The sequence below is a fragment of the Pseudomonas sp. JL27(2026) genome, assembly GCF_056933555.1.
This window is the reverse complement of sequence record NZ_CM167794.1, coordinates 3364471-3379744: the sequence shown is the minus strand read 5'-3', so window position 1 is coordinate 3379744 and position 15274 is coordinate 3364471. Positions and strand designations below refer to the sequence as shown.

Sequence of the window (15274 nt, the reverse complement as noted above, 5' to 3'; positions counted from 1 at the left end):
GTCGGTACTTGGCTGGCGCAGCGTTCAAGGAGAAAACGACATGCTCGATCATGCATTGAGTCAGTGGCTGGAGACCCATGCACAGGCACTGGACCAGGGGCAGTGCGACCCGCAGCAGGTGTTGTCGCAGTTGGCGACTGCCGGGGTGCTACGGGTCGGCATCGATGAAGGGCAGGGCGGCAGCGGCGGCAATCTCGCCGATGCGGTGGAAACCCTGGCGAGCGTGGCCAGCCATTCGTTGGCCGCCGCGTTTGTATTCTGGGGCCAGCGGGCCTTCATCGAGTACTTGTTGCACAGCCCGAATGCGTCGCTGCGCGAGCGCTTGCTGCCGGCATTGCTGCGCGGTGATCTGGCCGGCGCGACGGGCCTGTCCAATGCCATGAAGTACCTGTCGGGCATCGAGTCCCTGCAAGTCAGCGCCCATCCTCAGGCCGATGGCTGGCGCCTGAGCGGGCGTTTGCACTGGGTGACCAACTTGCGCAAAAGCGGTTTTGTGGTGGCCGCCGCCATTGAGCTGGAGGAGGGCGGTGCGCCGTTCATTCTGGCGATTCCGGATGGTTTGGCCGGGTTGCAACGCTCTGATGATTTGCAGTTGATGGGCTTGCAGTCCAGCAACACTGCCGCGCTGGATTTGCATCAGGTCGAGGTGGGGCACGAGTGGTTGTTGCATGACGACGCGCGGATTTTCCTGCCCGCCGTACGCCCGGCATTTCTGGGGCTGCAATGTGGTTTGGCCATCGGCCTGGCGCGGCGTGCACTGGACGAAGTGCAAAAGCATTTGCAGGTCGGGCGTTCGATCCTCGCCGAGCCGTTGCAGGCGCAGCGCCAACAGTTGGAACAGACGGTGGCGGAACTCAAAGGCGGTTTGCTCGATGGGCGTTTCCTGACCCAGCCCGGTGCTTTGTTCCGGGTGCGCATCAGCCTTGCCGAATCCGCCGCCAGCGCCGTGCAACTGGAATTGCAGGCCAGTGGTGGCAAGGCCTATCTGAGTGAGCATGGCAGCGGCTTTGCACGGCGCTGGCGTGAGTCGGCATTCGTGCCGATCGTTACGCCGAGCCTGGTGCAATTGCGCGCCGAACTGCAACGCCAGGCGCGGGATGCGGCGGCATGAGTGGCCCGGTGCTGCACGCTCGGCAAATCAGCCTGGGCTATCCGCGTGAGCAGGGTTGGCACACGGTGCTGGAGGGCTTCGACCTGCAACTGCTGCCGGGGGAAGTGGTGTCGATTCTTGGCCCAAGCGGCGTCGGCAAGTCGAGCCTGCTGCGCGTGCTGGCCGGTTTACAGGCTCCCCATGGCGGCAGCGTGAGCTTGCTGGGTGAGCCGTTGAACGGTCCTCATCCGCGCGTGGCCGTCGCGTTCCAGGACCCCAGCCTGTTGCCCTGGTTGAGTCTGGAAAAGAACGTTGCCTTTGGCCTGGATTTCGCCCGGCAACCGCAACTGAGCCTGGCCGAACGCACGGCGCGCATTGATCACGCGATCCGGGCGGTGGGCCTGCAACACGCTCGCGATCAGTACCCCGCGCAACTGTCCGGCGGCATGGCCCAACGCACTGCACTGGCCCGTTGCCTGGCGCGCCAGCCTCATGTGTTGCTGCTGGATGAACCTTTTGGGGCGCTGGATGAGGTCACTCGTGCCGACATGCAGGAGTTGCTGCTTCGGGTCATTGCCGAGCACAACACCGCTGCGGTGTTGATCACCCATGACATTGATGAAGCCCTGCTGCTTTCCGAGCGGATTCTGCTACTGGGTAACAGCCCGGCGCAGACCCTGGGCGAGTGGCGGATCGACTTGCCCCGGCGACGCGCCGAGCTGGTCGAGGAACTGGGCGCACTGCGTATCGATATTCTCAAAACCCTTCGGCGGGCGAGCCGCGCTTCCACCATCCAACCCTTGCCCGAACTGTCGGAGATTGACCATGTGCCTGGACGACTTCACTCACACACGTCGTGACTTCCTGAAACTCAGCGCCTTGCTGACCGCCGCAGGCGCCTTGCCGTTGCTCAACAGCCTGCAAGCGCGGGCCGCGGCAGAGCCTGACGCGCCGGTCCGCATCGGCTACTTGCCGATCACCGACGCCACGCCGTTGTTGGTGGCCCATAACAATGGCCTGTTTGAAGCCGAGGGCATCCAGGCAGAGCGCCCGGTATTGTTGCGCAGTTGGGCACAGGTCATTGAGGCGTTCATTTCCGGTCAGGTCAACGTGATTCATTTGCTATCGCCCATGACGGTCTGGGCGCGGTATGGCAGCAAGGTGCCGGCCAAAGTGGTGGCCTGGAACCATGTCGGCGGTTCGGGTTTGACCGTGGCGACGGGCATCACCGAGGTTAAACAGCTGGGTGGGCAGACGGTGGCCATTCCGTTCTGGTATTCGATTCACAACGTGGTGGTTCAGCAGTTGTTTCGCGACCACGGCCTGCAACCGGTGAGTAAGTCCGCGAGTAGCGTGGTGGCGTCGAACGAGGTCAATCTGGTGGTGTTACCGCCGTCGGATATGCCGCCTGCGTTGGCGAGCAAGCGCATTGCCGGCTACATCGTCGCTGAGCCGTTCAATGCACTGGCCGAGGAACTCAACGTTGGCCGGGTACAACGGTTCACCGGCGACATCTGGCGCAATCACGCCTGTTGCGTGGTGTTCATGCATGAGCATGACTTGAACAACCGCCCCGAGTGGTCGCAAAAAGTGGTCAATGCCATCGTCAAGGCGCAGCTCTGGACCCGTGAAAACAGGGCCGAGGCAGCTCAACTGTTGTCCAAGGACGGCGCCAATCGTTACACGCCGCACACCCCGCAAGTCCTCGGCCGGGTGTTGTCGCCCAGTGCGGCGGACCGTCAGGCTTACCTGGCCAGCGGCGCGATTCAGCATGAGGCGTGGAATGACCCGCGCATTGATTTTCAGCCGTACCCGTTCCCGAGCTACACAGAGGCGTTGATCACTCGGTTGAAGGACACCCTGATCCAGGGTGACCAGGGTTTTCTTGCGGCGCTGGACCCACAACACGCGGCTCGCGATCTGGTGGACGAACGCTTTGTGCGCAACAGCATCGCAGCGGTGGGTGGCCTGAAGGCATTCGGCTTGCCGGATAGCTTCGAGCGCAACGAGGAGTTCAGTCTCTGATGGGCAAGTGTTCTTCATTGATACTGCAATGGGCATTGGGTGTGGCGGGGCTGCTGTGCCTGTTGTCAGTGTGGTGGCTGGGTATTCATCTGTTCGGTGACACCGACGGGTTGTCTATGCGGTTTTCCCCTGAAGCAACGTTGCGCAGCCTGGCTGAACTGCTGGTGCGGCCCGAGCTTTATGAGCATGTGCTGGTGAGCCTCAAACGCATCCTCGTCGGCCTGTTGCTGGCGTTGTTGATTGGCGTGCCATTGGGCTTGTTGATTGGCAGCTATCGTCATCTGGAGGCGGCGACGACGCCGGCGTTTCAGTTCCTGCGGATGATTTCGCCGTTGTCGTGGATGCCGGTGGTGGTGATGCTGATGGGCGTGGGTGACCAGCCCATCTATTTTCTGCTGGCGTTTGCCGCTGTGTGGCCCATTTTGCTCAATACCGTGGCGGGTGTCAGGCAACTCGACCCGCGTTGGTTGCAACTGAGCCGCAGCCTCAGCGCCACGCGGTGGGAGACGTTGTGCAAGGTCATTCTGCCGGGTGTGCTGGGCCATGTGCTGACCGGCGTGCGCCTGTCCATCGGCATACTCTGGATCGTGTTGGTGCCGTGCGAAATGCTCGGCGTCAGCGCAGGGCTCGGCTACTTCATCCTCGACACCCGTGATCGCCTGGCTTATTCGGAGTTGATGGCCATGGTACTGCTCATCGGGGTACTCGGCTTCGCCCTCGATGCATTCGCTCGCGGGCTCCATCAACGCTGGGTCCATGCACGGTAAATATTTTTTTGAAATCAAGGGGTTGCCAGCCTCTGGAATTCAGTACATAATTCACGCCATCGAAAGCACTGACGTTTTAAAAATGTTAATGCTTTCAAGGAGTTAGAACGCTAAATTGCGTTTTTTCACCTGTTCAGGTTTGTATGCATTGGATGCAGCTTTATGGCATCGAATGTTTGGGGCCGAGTAGCAAAATGGTTATGCAGTGGATTGCAAATCCACCTACGCCGGTTCGATTCCGACCTCGGCCTCCACTCTTAAAGGCCCGTAGATCAATGATCTACGGGTTTTTTATTGCCTTCGAGAAAGTGAAGTGTTCCGCAATTTTCAGGGGGTGTTCCGCATCCCTCGGTTATTTTGTCGGATTTACGATCTCGCCCACTCGGCGATAAACCTTCTTCGTCATCTCTTGTGTTGAGTGGCCCAGTAGTCGGCTGGCATGACTGATATCGTCGATTTCGCTGGCCGCCTTCGGTCGGATATCGCGGAACTGGAACTGGCGAATAGTTGCTGATAACGTCAAATCGCCGTCGGCCGCTGCCTTTGTTGCAGCCCTATCTCGCGCTTCGTCCCAGCGGTTTCGCAGCATGGGATAGCTCATTTTCAGCCCGGCTTGATTCGTGATCAGGCTTGAACTTTTGATGCCGCTCAAAGCCTTGCGCTCGAGCAGGGCGTCGAGGAAGGTGCAATGCAAGGGTTCGCCTTGTTGGTAAGTCCCCATTCCCGGGCGAAAGTGAATATGGTGGAGAGTAAGGCTATCTCACGGTTCGCTCTTACCTTTGCCGTCCTGGCATCTCGATACTGGGCTATTACTTGTGGTGTCACTGCCTCCGTGGGGGCGAACTCAAGTGCCTTGCGAAGTTGCTTCAGCCCTTTCAGATAGTCATTTTGGGTGCCTGGCTTGAGCCCTTGAATGATTTTTCCTCGTAATCGTCAAATAGACGGCCCATCAAAAGCACCGACTTTGGTGTCGCTTTGCGATCGAGGCGCGCCGATTCCATCTTTGCCTCATCCAGATTGCTGCCCAGAGGAATTTCAACCCTGCGGCCTTCGGCATCCCTGCCATCGTAGTAGTAACCTACCCAGACTCTGCCGCTCTTCCTCTCACGAGTCCGTCGAATTAACCGTGGCCGGTTTATCGACCTGCGGCCGGAGCATCTTCATGATCACTAATAGTGGCGAGCGAAGGTCTGGCTGTGCCGGACCCTGAACTGCGAACACTGTATGGCATGCGACAGTTGGCAACTGATCAGGTCGCGCGCAGTCAGAGCAGGTAGCCAGTTACCTGTCCGAGGTGGTTGTCCTGCACTCCCGGGATGAGATGCAGCGGGATGTGCTGTTGCCCATCAATGAATGGAACCTCGAAACCGCCCACTATTTGGAGATGTCGCCCATTCTGTTCAGCCGACTCTTCTGCCTTTGCCTTAGCCATTCTCGCGTGGTTTGCGGCGATTTCGTTGAGAGTTGACACGTTACATCTCCCGGTGACTGACCAAGCGTATCGCTGGAGTCCTTAAGCGTTAATTTGATTGCTGCCGCGTCAGAGTTACGTCGTTCTGGGGCCGCTACGACGGGCCAGTGCAATCCCTAAGCCAGAGATGGTCACGTATTCCGCCCCACGTTTTCATATGCGACGAATGGTGGCGCAGCGCAGGAGAACAGCATGAACAATGTCACCCGGCTGCACCATGTGCTGGCCCCATGCTCAACCGGCGTTCTATCCATGCGCTCAGATGATGGGCAGGTGACCGTGTACGGATTTGGCCCGAAGGCCGAGGACATGCAGTCACTGGCCCTATTTCGCCTGGGTGAGCAGAAACTGGTTGATGTGATTCTGGGGGGTGGGGAGTAGATGTGTCGTAGATGAGTGCGCCGCGGGGTGGGCATTGAGCGCAGCCTGGAGCCTGTCTTCGTAAATGGCTAGCTGGGAGTAATCCAGTTGATGGGTGATGTCAAAACCTGTCGCCGACCTTGCAATCAGGTCCTCAAGAGCACTGGCCACTACATCCGCCGTGACTTGTAAAACGCTCAGGCCGAAGCCGCTGTCTGCAATGATGAGATTTGGTAAGTCGTGCATGCAGCATTCCAATATCAACCTTTTATCTATTTTGATATCAAAGAGCCATCTAGGCAATGGCCATTCATCGAGCTATCTATGACAACCAAGCAACCCGACTGGGAGGTAATCGAGCGCGCCTACCGGGAAATGTCGCAACACATCACAACCATTCCGATCTCGGTCTTGTCGGTGGTAAATGGGATCTCGCCTAGTACTTCGAAGCCGAAGCCTTCGTAGAAGCGCTTCGCACTGGCGTTGGTTTTTAGTACGTCGAGCCAAATGAAATGCTCTTTACGATCTTCGGCAAGTTGGCGGATGAATTGCAGAAGCTGTTTCCCGTAGCCTTTGCCTGCTTGGGTCTTGAGGAAGTAAATTTTTTGGAGCTCCGTACCGGTCTTGCCGGAAATAGGCATTGGCTTCGACCAGTTAACCTTTGAGAACCCTACCGCTCTGTTGTCTTCATCGAGGGCTATGAGCCAACAGTGATGTGCGGGTGCCCCTATCGATTCCTGAAGCGCTCGGATTGAAAAATCTTCACTCAAGAAGTGCTGCATGCCTGAGGGGCTCCAGATGTCGGAGAAGTGCTCTCGATACGTCTCTATGCCGATATCACGAAGTGCGTGGATATCTTCAATGGTCGCCTCTCGAATTTTGATCACTGTCTCGCTCCTTGCGTTGAGTTGATTCTGATCAATACCTACAACGTGCCAGTATTTCAAGTATTAGGTGTCCCATGGACAGGCCACCCCCTCCTGCGTCACTGCTTGAGCTGTCTGATCTATCCGACTTCGGTATACGCCTGACCCCAGCCCCGGAGGTATGGGAGTGGCTCCAGGCCGAGATCCTTGCCAACACCGGCAGCATTCACGACGAAGATCATGCCCATCTACTAGATGCAGACATCCCGGTGATGTGGGCATCGTCAAGCTTCGAAAAGCAGGGGCGTCGGATACTTGGCCAGGCTGAGCAGGCAGCGTTTCGTGCGGGTGGTTGGCAGAAGGCCCGGATGTCACAACAGATGATGGACTGGTTCGGCGAGGTGCCAGCCTTCATCATCACCCTGGCTGTCGATTACTGTGCCACCTGCAGCGATGCCGACTTCTGTGCTCTGGTTGAGCATGAGCTCTACCACATCGCTCACGCGAGTCAGCCAGCCTTCACGAAGGAAGGAAGGGGCGCCCAAGCTTGAGAGGCGTGTCCACGACGTCGAAGAGTTTGTCGGTGTTGCGCCTATCCAGAGGCGGTGCTGCTGGAAGGCGTGCGCAGGGCGTTGCTGTGAATGCCGTGGCGTGGCGAGCGATCAGCCTATTGTGCTAATCACCATTGCTTGTTTTGCCACATGGCAGGTGCAGGACTGGCGTTACGGCCGGCAACTGACGGAGCAGGCCCGGGCCCACGGCGAGATCCTGAATGAACTGACCCTGGCGGCTGCAACCCAGCAGCGCACCGAACAGGACAAACGCCTCGCGCTCGAGCAGCGCCAACCGATCCCGGCACCGGCGGCGTGGTTCATGGAGCCCAGAGAGCCCGACTTGACCCAGCGCATGCTCAACGAATTGTCGGCATCACCGGCGACGGCGATCAAGGACTGATTGCTTTGGCTGCGTGCCAAGCGTTTGTTACGTTGATTTCGCTCAACAAAATCTTAAGTAATTAAGATGGATGGCGGGTCGCAGAAGTCGTTATTAACTACCTCTGGATAAGCGGAAGAACAAAACAACGATTTAGCGGCTAGCTATAACGGTGGGTCGGTGTGTTTTTGGTTACGCTACTGATAAGTGGACTGTTAGATCTGTTCTGGCTTGCGGCTGAGAAACAGATCTAACATGTTTCCTGTGGCGAGGGATTAACTTGCAGTGATTACGACGCTGTTGATGTAGCCGAAACCTTGGGCATCTATGTAGCCGGTTGTTCCAAAGGTTATGTTACTTTTGGATGTCAGTGCGGCCAACAAGGTTTGATAGATTCCAAGTCCGAGCGAAGTATCTATGCCGGCGACAAGAAGGAACTTATCGCCGACATTACTAATTGTTACCCTGACATTGTTGCTCCCATTGCTAGGGATGCAGTCCAGCTTTGACACTCTTCCAGCGTAGGTGGAGAGTTGGCTTGTGGCTGTATCAGGCTTTTTTGCTCATATTAGTATTCTTCCTTGGGGTGAGTGAGGTTGATTGGGGTTTTATTGAACTCCAATTCGAGCTTATGTCGTTTTCTTTTGGATTGAACGTTCCAGGTTTGGAATTAAAGTGCGGTGCAGATTTCTTGTTTTGCTGGATTGTAGTCGCGATATGTTATGGCGCGACGGCTCTAAGTAGAGTGTGTGCAATCGGATACTTGCTAGGGGATGCTCGGATATAATGACGACCGTCTGTCGGAGCGTATGTGGCTGAAAGGGGAGGGGCGAGGGTTATTACGCCTACTTTAATTTTTATCTGAGGCCGAAACTTGAGAAACCATAACTTTAGGAGCTAAGAGAAGGTTTTTATTAAAAACTACAAATTGTTGCTCTTTGACACTGGCGAGGCTCGACGAGAGGTCTTGAAGCGGTATCGATGGTCGTGACTGTGCGGTGAACGACCCGTGCGCGACTTTCTCCACCCTGGTATTGATCAGCGCAGCGCGGTCCTTTGCCCAGTGCGGGCGCCATCCCCAACGAACCCGGTCAGCATGCAAGGTGTCGCCTTCGAGGTGGAGCAGGGCGACCTGGGTTGTCGGCGCGACGTTGTAGCGTTCAAGCGGTTCATCACCCACCGTATTGGCAAGGGCATTGGGATTTAGCGGAGGTCCTTTTGATGTGCTGTAGAATATTGGACATTTGTGCTCGACAGAAAGTATTTGCTTGTCGGTTGCTTGAATTTATCGCGGTTATATACGGTGTTGCATTGTTTGGTGTGAGTTGCATTTTTTCTAGTAAGTGCAAATTGCACTATAGGCTGAAAAGGCAGGTGGTCAAATAATAGCGCTGAATATAAGCATGAATTGGATGGGCGGTTGTTATTTGTTATTCATAGGTTCAGGTGTGTTTTTAAACTGCGGTGCAGAATTTTTATTTGTGCGCAGTTCAAAAGTTCTATAAGGTCGCATTGGGTTGGGATATGTTTCATTATTCTGATTTGCGATGGCTGCAATAACAAATGCGCAATTGACTCAAGGGGGGGGTGGCACAATAAAAGATTTGTTGCATTACTTACATTTTTGCCAGGGGCGCCATGGCGGAAATTACTCGCAGAGAATCAATCAAAAAGGACGTTAGGCGTGCAAAAAGAATTTATTCGAAATTTAAGGTCTCATAAGATAAGCACCTCGACACTTGCCGATATCATGGATTCTCAGTGTATTGGTGAAGTTGTCTGTCGAAGTATAAAGTCAATGAATGTAGAGCAGCATTATTTTGTGGGAGAGGCTTACACTGTAGAGTGGGAGCGTGTCAGAAAGACTGGAAATATCTCCCGTCCCCAACCATCGACTTGGAATCAGGTGAAGGACTTCCTGATTCCAGAAATAAACTCTGCTGAAGGTCTTGTTTATGTTGCTGGTGGCGGTCCGCTTATGACGGAAGCGGCACTTGCTGGAGGGTTGAGTTGTAGTTATTTTGCCAAGCTTGGTTTTGAGGGAGTAGTGTTGGGCGGCTCTGTGCGTGATGTTTCTGAAATAAAATCACTAACGATGCCGGTCCTTGCCAGCAATTTTACCCCTGTAGACACACAAGGTGCCTACAGGGTCAAGTCCACTGGTGGCGGTTGTATGATTAACGGCTGTTCGGTAAAAACAGGGGATATTGTAGTTTCGGATGCCAATGGGACTGTAATCTTGCCTCCTGATACCTTGGAAGACATCTTTGGCTTAGCGTTAGAGATCGAAAAGGTCGAAGGAGAGATTCTAGAGGCAATTCGAAACAAGTACGACACACGAAGCTTAATCCAGCTTGTCGAGGAGCGTAACCGAATCTGAATCATTCATAATCCACACAGGGAAGGATCTGGTATGAATATCTATACGTTAGGACCTAACGGAACGAACTGCGAAAAAGCCGCCAAGCAATACATGGAGAAACAGAACTGGTGCGGTAATATAGAGCTTCGAAAGACGTTGGAAGATGCTTTGGACGACCTGCTGGACTCATCGGAGCCTGGAGTTTTGATGGGGTGTATCGTATATCCACAACTGCATGAGATAGTTTTCCGTCATCTCGACTGTTTAAAATTGGTCGATCATCACCTGATGAATACTCACGATATGGTTTTCGCCCGCAACAAGCGGCAAACCATTGACCGAATAGGTTCCCATCCCGCACCTACCAGCTTACTTTCTCAACTTGGAGAGTTCGCAACCTCTGCAGAGCTTGTTCTATGCACATCAAACAGCGAGGCGGCTCTCCAATGTGCCCAAGGGAATATTGATGCTTGTATCACTACGATAGCGGCATCACAAGCCAACAATCTGCACATTGCCAAGAATTTTGGTCCGGTGCCGATGGGGTTCAGCATTCACCTAAAAATGTGACAAGTGATGCACTGAAAAAATCTCATCTTTAACCGAACGATCCGGTTTCAAAAACTCATGGAGCAAATGACCGTCATGAGCAAGATAACTATTGAATCTTTGGCTGAGCACAATATCAATATAGATGGCAGCGCTCGTGCTCGCTTTATCCATACAGCGCACTGCACCATTGCATTCTGGACGCTAGAGAAAGGAGCAGTGATTCCGCGTCACCAGCATAAACAGGAAGCTTGCCCCATAATCATCACTGGAAAGTTGCAGTTGTTGGTTGACGATGTTTCACATGTGCTGACTGACGGACAGTGCGCCATCATTCAGTCTAATATCGTACATGAGGCGATCGCTCTCGAAGCGTGCGAAATACTTGAAATTTACTCTCCGGTCCGGGAAGACTACAAAAAATTAGATTTCCTTAAAGTTTCTTGGGATGTAGTTTCGTAGATGTGAGCGCATTAGTGCATAGGTAATGTCAGTTTATCATGGGGGAGTGGTAACCACTCTCCCATGGTAGTTCAAAAGTACTCATGTTGATAACGCGCCCTACCGGGATACGGTCAACGCACGCGGAGTGAGCTTGGCACCGTTTAGCGTGCGATGGATTGCCGACATCGGAGCTGGCCTTAAACCTCTTGAATGCCCAGCCGGTTCGCCCTGGTGCAGCACCATCTGCTCGGCACGCTCCCTGGGTGTGGCCAGGTCCAGCCATTCCCGCGCCAACGACCCACTCAAACCAGTTATCAATGGGCGTTATTACGCGGCGCGGCCAGATCGCCCGGAAGAACGGTCCATGCGCGACTTTCTCCACTCGGGCATTGGTCGGCGTGGCGCGATCCTTTGCCTAGTACGGGCGTCATCCCCAACGAACCCGATCAGCATGCAAGGTGTCACCTTCCAGGTGGAGCAGGGCGACCTGCGTTGTCGGCGCGACGTTGTAGCGCTCGAGCGGTCCATCGCCCACAGTGTTAGCCAGGGCATTGGTCATGCTCAGCGCTGCAACGAAGTCGTGAGTGCCGCTGTACTGGGAAAGTCGCCCGCACATTGGCAAGCCCTCCAGTTGAGGTTTCAGCTTAGCTGAGGCATCGACGCCGGCTGCGTGTCAGGCCTACGTCAGGGAAGCTTCAGTGCGGAGGTAAAATAGGGCGGCCAGTCCCGCAGATTCATCTCTACGCTTTGAAGCCTGGCAAGCCCTGACAACACCCGAAAAATACGGGCCAGGTCCTGGGAATATCAGCCTAAGGCTTGGCTCGGTCCCACTGACACTCTTTCAACCTGCCTGTGTCAGTTCCGCCCTCTTTTCGCATGTCGATGTTGCCATCTGCGTCTAGGTAGATGTCGGTGTTGGGCCACTTCGGTGTGATGCTGATGCAATGATTACGCCCTTCCTTTTTGCTCCACCACGAAAACTCCATGAAGAACTCATCGTCTGGGAAGAGCACGCCATTATCAACCGCGCCACCTCCGGGAAGCATCCCACCTCTGTAAATCCGGTCTTGGACGTTCCAGATGTACCGGAGCTCATTCCGCCCAGCTTTAGAGTAGTGAACATTCACGGTCGGCAAAGCTATGTCCCAGTGAGTGACCACCAAATACAACACAGGTATCCACAGTATTCGTATGTACCATGTCCGACGGTTACTGGCATTTGTGGACACGGATTCCATCCCCCCAGTTCTCTGGTGGTACTGCTAACACTTCGTCCATGATCATCTTTGTAGCGACCACCTCAAGAGGATCAACGCTAACAAGACGAAATGTGCGGTGTAGTATTTTTTCTAAGGTGTATGCATCTATTTCGGATGCCAGGCGAAGGCCCAGTGACTGTGGAAAATCAATGGATTGCCACCGGAAATTCCTTGCTCTTGCGAGGTTATTGTTCGCTTTGCCAATTTTGAGTCTAGGATGTTTTAGGTCGTGCAGAATGTAAACGTGGGACGCCAAGTGCCGATTCTCATGGCCATGTCTAATGGTAAGGCTCGCCGAACAGCCGACCTTGGTCAACTCTGTTAATGCGCGGCCATTGATAGCCCCCTAGGGTGGTAACCCGTGGTGCCATGTCTGGGACGGTAAGGAGGGAAGGCCTAGTCTGTTGACCGGAGTGGCACTATTGAGCCGTAGCCAGCGGTCAGCGTCCGAATTGGCTGCTTCTGGCCGACTTCTGCCTTTCACACATGCCCGTAATCCACCCGAAGCAGATGCCTATGACTCTTTCCCAACCGAAACACAGGCATTTGTGCTATCAAACCTAGTACATGACCGCTAGTGGTCTAGCCCTTGGATGAGCAGCGCCGTTTCTTACTGTTCACTTGTTAGATCACCTTGAAGTTCCCTGAGACCCGCCGGGCTTGAGTAGAGGTTTTCCAGAGTCAATACCTCAGCCAGTTGCTGCGACGAAAGCGTTTTTTCTTCCTTTTCAAGCTGCATGCGCATGGGGTCCACAGTATCGCTAGGCAGCGTCTGTTTCAGCGCCACACGCAATAATCCGCAAGCCTTGAGCTTGTTACTTTTGATGCCTCGACCATTATCGAGATGAATGGCGAGGGTAACTAGTGCCATACCGTTTCCTTGAGCGGCCGCTTGCAACAACCAGCGATTTGCCAATGGATAGTTTACTGGCACATCACCGCCACTACTGTAGAGGTAACCGAGGACGAACTGTGCATTGATCCGGCCCTGGTCCGCAGCGCGGGTATACCAATTCAATGCGGCGGGTAGGTCTTTGGGAGTGCCAGTGCCATGTAAAGTGGCCGCTCCCAACATTTCGTATGCAAGGCCATCACCGGCATTAGCCGCCAGGGTGAGCAATTTCACGGCATGTTGAGGATCTGCTGGAACCCCTTTGCCAAAGAAATAGAGAGTAGCAAGTAGCGTCAGCGCCTCGGCATCGTCTTGAGAGCCTGCCTTGCTAGCCCAGTTAAAAGCTTGTTGGTCGTTTACCGCAATGCCGTTACCTTTGTAGTAAAGGGTAGCGAGCTGTAGTTGAGCTTTAGCATGACCTTGCTCTGCAGCCTTGCTGAACCATGTCGCAGCTTGGACAAAGTCCGTCGGCTTATCTAGGCCCGTAATACTTGCAATACCCAGATAATATTGGGCATCTGCGTTCCCGTGATCGGCCGATTCGGTTATCCACTGAAGACCCTTCGGTCGATCAGCGTCGGTACCTCGACCGTAATATTGAATGATGCCGAGCTTGTATTGCGCAACAGGGTCCCCTTTTTCCGCTGCTCGTAAGTACCATTCTGCGGCTTTGTCAGGATTGCGGCCAACTACCAAGCCCTCCTCATAGGCTGAGGCGATCAAGACAGTGAAGCTGTAAGGGCTTCGCCACAGAGTGACAACGAAGGAAACAAGAAGAAACGTCACGAGGGTGAGGAATAAAGCAACTAAAGACCGGAGCAATTTCGAATCCGTTCATGAATGGTGAGTGAGAAGTGTATCGCTACTTCTACCTACTACCTATGAGTGTCCGCTCCTGGCCCAGACGTTTTTCACACAGACTGGGTCGATTCCTGCCTGTCACGACTGACCGAAAGCAATGGGATGGACTCCTCCTCACTTCGGCATCTTGAGTGCCAGACTGAAAGTGCGAACCACAGTCAACAGTGAGAAGGAGTCCACACATGAAGCTTATGCGCATTGGGGTCGACCTGGCCAAGAACGTGTTTCAGATCCACGGCGTGGATTGTCATGAGCTACCCGTCTGGCGGCAGCGCCTACCGCGTGATCGCTGGCTGCAAACGGTGTTGGAGAAGATCGAACCTGGCTGTGAGATCGGGATGGAGAGTTGTGGCGGTGCACATCACTGGGCTCGGCAGCTACAAGCCCACGGATTTCGGGTGAAGCTGGTCGCGCCGCAGTTCGTCAAACCGTACGTCAAGAGCAACAAGAACGACGCGAACGATGCCGAGGCGATCTGCGAAGCGATGAGCCGTCCCAGCATGCGCTTCGTCGCCATCAAGACCATCGAACAACAGGATATCCAGGCGACGCATCGCATCCGGGCCGGCTTAATCGAACAGCGGACGGCCAAAGCCAATCAGATCCGTGGGCTGGTCGCCGAGTACGGTCTCGTTGCACCGAAGGAATTGCTGATGCTGCGTCGTGCAATACCATGCTGGCTAGGGGATGCGGATAACGGTTTGACGGCACGCTTTCGTCGTCTGCTGGATGGTTTGTGGGACGACCTTCGTGCGCTGGATGGGCGTATTTGCCAGCTCGATGGCGAGATCACTGCGATCGCGACAAACGAGCCGTCCGCCGTTCGCCTTCAACAGCTGCGTGGTGTCGGTCCAATGATCGCCACAGCGCTCGTCGTCGCTCTCGGTGATGCCCGTCAGTTTGCCAATGGCCGACAGTTTGCCGCCTCGCTGGGACTGACACCGAGGCAATACAGTTCTGGCGGTAAGGATCGACTACTCGGTATCAGCAAGCGCGGTGATACGTATCTGCGAACATTGATGGTGCATGGCGCACGCTCGGCGCTACGCACAGCCAAATCCAAAGAGGATCGGCTCAGCCAGTGGGCCGTTCGTTTAGCCGAGCGATCGCATCCCAATGTGGCCGCCATTGCGCTGGCCAACAAAACTGCACGCATGGCTTGGGCGATGCTGCGTCACGACACTGATTACCAACCGAATCAGGCAGCGGCCTGATCTATTTACCCGACGTGTTCTACGAGAGAAACAACTCTTAACCACGATTGCGAAGCAACCTGAACGATGGCAAACCGGTCGAACCGGCGTCGGCAAAACCCTCGAATGTCCAAGTGCGAAAAGCACGAAAAAGCGATCGGGAGCCGGCGCGCGAATAGCCCATCATGGCCCTGCATCGAAA

The 15274-nt window shown here is 54.7% G+C and carries 13 protein-coding genes, 1 tRNA gene and 4 pseudogenes; 12 read left to right on the top strand and 6 right to left on the bottom strand.

Features of this window, described 5'->3' with window-relative positions; genetic code table 11:
* The first annotated feature begins 40 nt into the window (after nt 1-40).
* The 5 genes from AC1Z1G_RS15380 to AC1Z1G_RS15360 all read left to right on the top strand — a co-directional run bounded on the left by AC1Z1G_RS15380 (nt 41) and on the right by AC1Z1G_RS15360 (nt 4136).
* Nucleotides 41-1111: an acyl-CoA dehydrogenase family protein gene (locus AC1Z1G_RS15380; protein ID WP_483620917.1), complete on the top strand. Its 1071-nt coding sequence runs from the start codon at nt 41-43 to the stop codon at nt 1109-1111.
* Nucleotides 1108-1950 carry an ABC transporter ATP-binding protein gene (locus AC1Z1G_RS15375; protein ID WP_483620916.1) on the top strand — a complete coding sequence of 281 codons (843 nt, stop codon included), beginning with the start codon at nt 1108-1110 and terminating at the stop codon, nt 1948-1950. Before AC1Z1G_RS15380 ends, AC1Z1G_RS15375 begins: the two co-directional genes overlap by 4 nt.
* Nucleotides 1916-3115, top strand: a complete 1200-nt coding sequence (locus tag AC1Z1G_RS15370; RefSeq protein ID WP_483620915.1) for an ABC transporter substrate-binding protein — start codon at nt 1916-1918, stop codon at nt 3113-3115. Before AC1Z1G_RS15375 ends, AC1Z1G_RS15370 begins: the two co-directional genes overlap by 35 nt.
* Nucleotides 3115-3882, top strand: coding sequence for an ABC transporter permease (locus AC1Z1G_RS15365; protein ID WP_483620914.1), 768 nt, complete (start codon nt 3115-3117; stop codon nt 3880-3882). The genes AC1Z1G_RS15370 and AC1Z1G_RS15365 overlap by 1 nt, the downstream gene beginning before the upstream one ends.
* 180 nt (nt 3883-4062) lie before the next feature.
* A tRNA-Cys gene (locus AC1Z1G_RS15360) sits at nt 4063-4136 on the top strand.
* Between the two features lie 98 nt (nt 4137-4234).
* Here AC1Z1G_RS15360 and AC1Z1G_RS15355 read toward each other — a convergent pair.
* Both AC1Z1G_RS15355 and AC1Z1G_RS15350 read right to left on the bottom strand, forming a co-directional pair.
* Nucleotides 4235-4576, bottom strand: a complete 342-nt coding sequence (locus tag AC1Z1G_RS15355; protein WP_483620913.1) for a site-specific integrase — start codon at nt 4574-4576, stop codon at nt 4235-4237.
* Nucleotides 4577-5146: 570 nt separating this feature from the next.
* Nucleotides 5147-5353 carry a hypothetical protein gene (locus AC1Z1G_RS15350; protein WP_483620912.1) on the bottom strand — a complete coding sequence of 69 codons (207 nt, stop codon included), beginning with the start codon at nt 5351-5353 and terminating at the stop codon, nt 5147-5149.
* A gap of 192 nt (nt 5354-5545) precedes the next feature.
* Here AC1Z1G_RS15350 and AC1Z1G_RS15345 point away from each other — a divergent pair, with 192 nt between their 5' ends.
* On the top strand, nt 5546-5734 hold the full coding sequence (locus AC1Z1G_RS15345) for a hypothetical protein (protein WP_483620911.1): 189 nt from the start codon (nt 5546-5548) through the stop codon (nt 5732-5734).
* Between the two features lie 344 nt (nt 5735-6078).
* On the opposite strand, the gene AC1Z1G_RS15340 is transcribed toward AC1Z1G_RS15345, so the two are convergent.
* Entirely contained in the window at nt 6079-6600 is a 522-nt protein-coding gene (locus tag AC1Z1G_RS15340) for an N-acetyltransferase family protein (protein WP_483620910.1), read from the bottom strand.
* A gap of 74 nt (nt 6601-6674) precedes the next feature.
* Here AC1Z1G_RS15340 and AC1Z1G_RS15335 point away from each other — a divergent pair.
* Together AC1Z1G_RS15335 and AC1Z1G_RS15330 are read left to right on the top strand one after the other, a co-directional pair.
* Nucleotides 6675-7167 (top strand): annotated as a pseudogene (locus AC1Z1G_RS15335) (putative metallopeptidase); the annotation flags it as partial.
* A gap of 63 nt (nt 7168-7230) precedes the next feature.
* A pseudogene (locus tag AC1Z1G_RS15330) lies at nt 7231-7598 on the top strand (hypothetical protein).
* A gap of 914 nt (nt 7599-8512) precedes the next feature.
* Here the strand turns inward: AC1Z1G_RS15330 and AC1Z1G_RS15325 are convergent.
* Nucleotides 8513-8749 (bottom strand): annotated as a pseudogene (locus AC1Z1G_RS15325) (SOS response-associated peptidase family protein); the annotation flags it as partial.
* Nucleotides 8750-9196: 447 nt separating this feature from the next.
* Between AC1Z1G_RS15325 and AC1Z1G_RS15320 the strand changes: the two are divergent.
* From AC1Z1G_RS15320 to AC1Z1G_RS15310, 3 genes are all read left to right on the top strand, one after another.
* On the top strand, nt 9197-9892 hold the full coding sequence (locus tag AC1Z1G_RS15320) for an RraA family protein (protein ID WP_483620909.1): 696 nt from the start codon (nt 9197-9199) through the stop codon (nt 9890-9892).
* A gap of 33 nt (nt 9893-9925) precedes the next feature.
* Nucleotides 9926-10444, top strand: coding sequence for a prephenate dehydratase domain-containing protein (locus AC1Z1G_RS15315; protein ID WP_483620908.1), 519 nt, complete (start codon nt 9926-9928; stop codon nt 10442-10444).
* Nucleotides 10445-10519: 75 nt separating this feature from the next.
* The gene (locus AC1Z1G_RS15310) at nt 10520-10885 is read left to right on the top strand and encodes a cupin domain-containing protein (protein WP_483620907.1); all 366 of its coding nucleotides are present in this window, start codon (nt 10520-10522) and stop codon (nt 10883-10885) included.
* 28 nt (nt 10886-10913) lie between these two features.
* Here the strand turns inward: AC1Z1G_RS15310 and AC1Z1G_RS15305 are convergent.
* Together AC1Z1G_RS15305 and AC1Z1G_RS15300 are read right to left on the bottom strand one after the other, a co-directional pair.
* Nucleotides 10914-11483, bottom strand: a pseudogene (locus AC1Z1G_RS15305) (SOS response-associated peptidase family protein).
* Nucleotides 11484-12736: 1253 nt separating this feature from the next.
* On the bottom strand, nt 12737-13840 hold the full coding sequence (locus tag AC1Z1G_RS15300; protein WP_483620906.1) for a tetratricopeptide repeat protein: 1104 nt from the start codon (nt 13838-13840) through the stop codon (nt 12737-12739).
* A 221-nt stretch (nt 13841-14061) separates the two neighbouring features.
* Between AC1Z1G_RS15300 and AC1Z1G_RS15295 the strand changes: the two genes are divergently transcribed.
* Nucleotides 14062-15093 carry an IS110 family RNA-guided transposase gene (locus tag AC1Z1G_RS15295; protein ID WP_483620722.1) on the top strand — a complete coding sequence of 344 codons (1032 nt, stop codon included), beginning with the start codon at nt 14062-14064 and terminating at the stop codon, nt 15091-15093.
* The last annotated feature ends 181 nt before the right edge of the window (nt 15094-15274 follow it).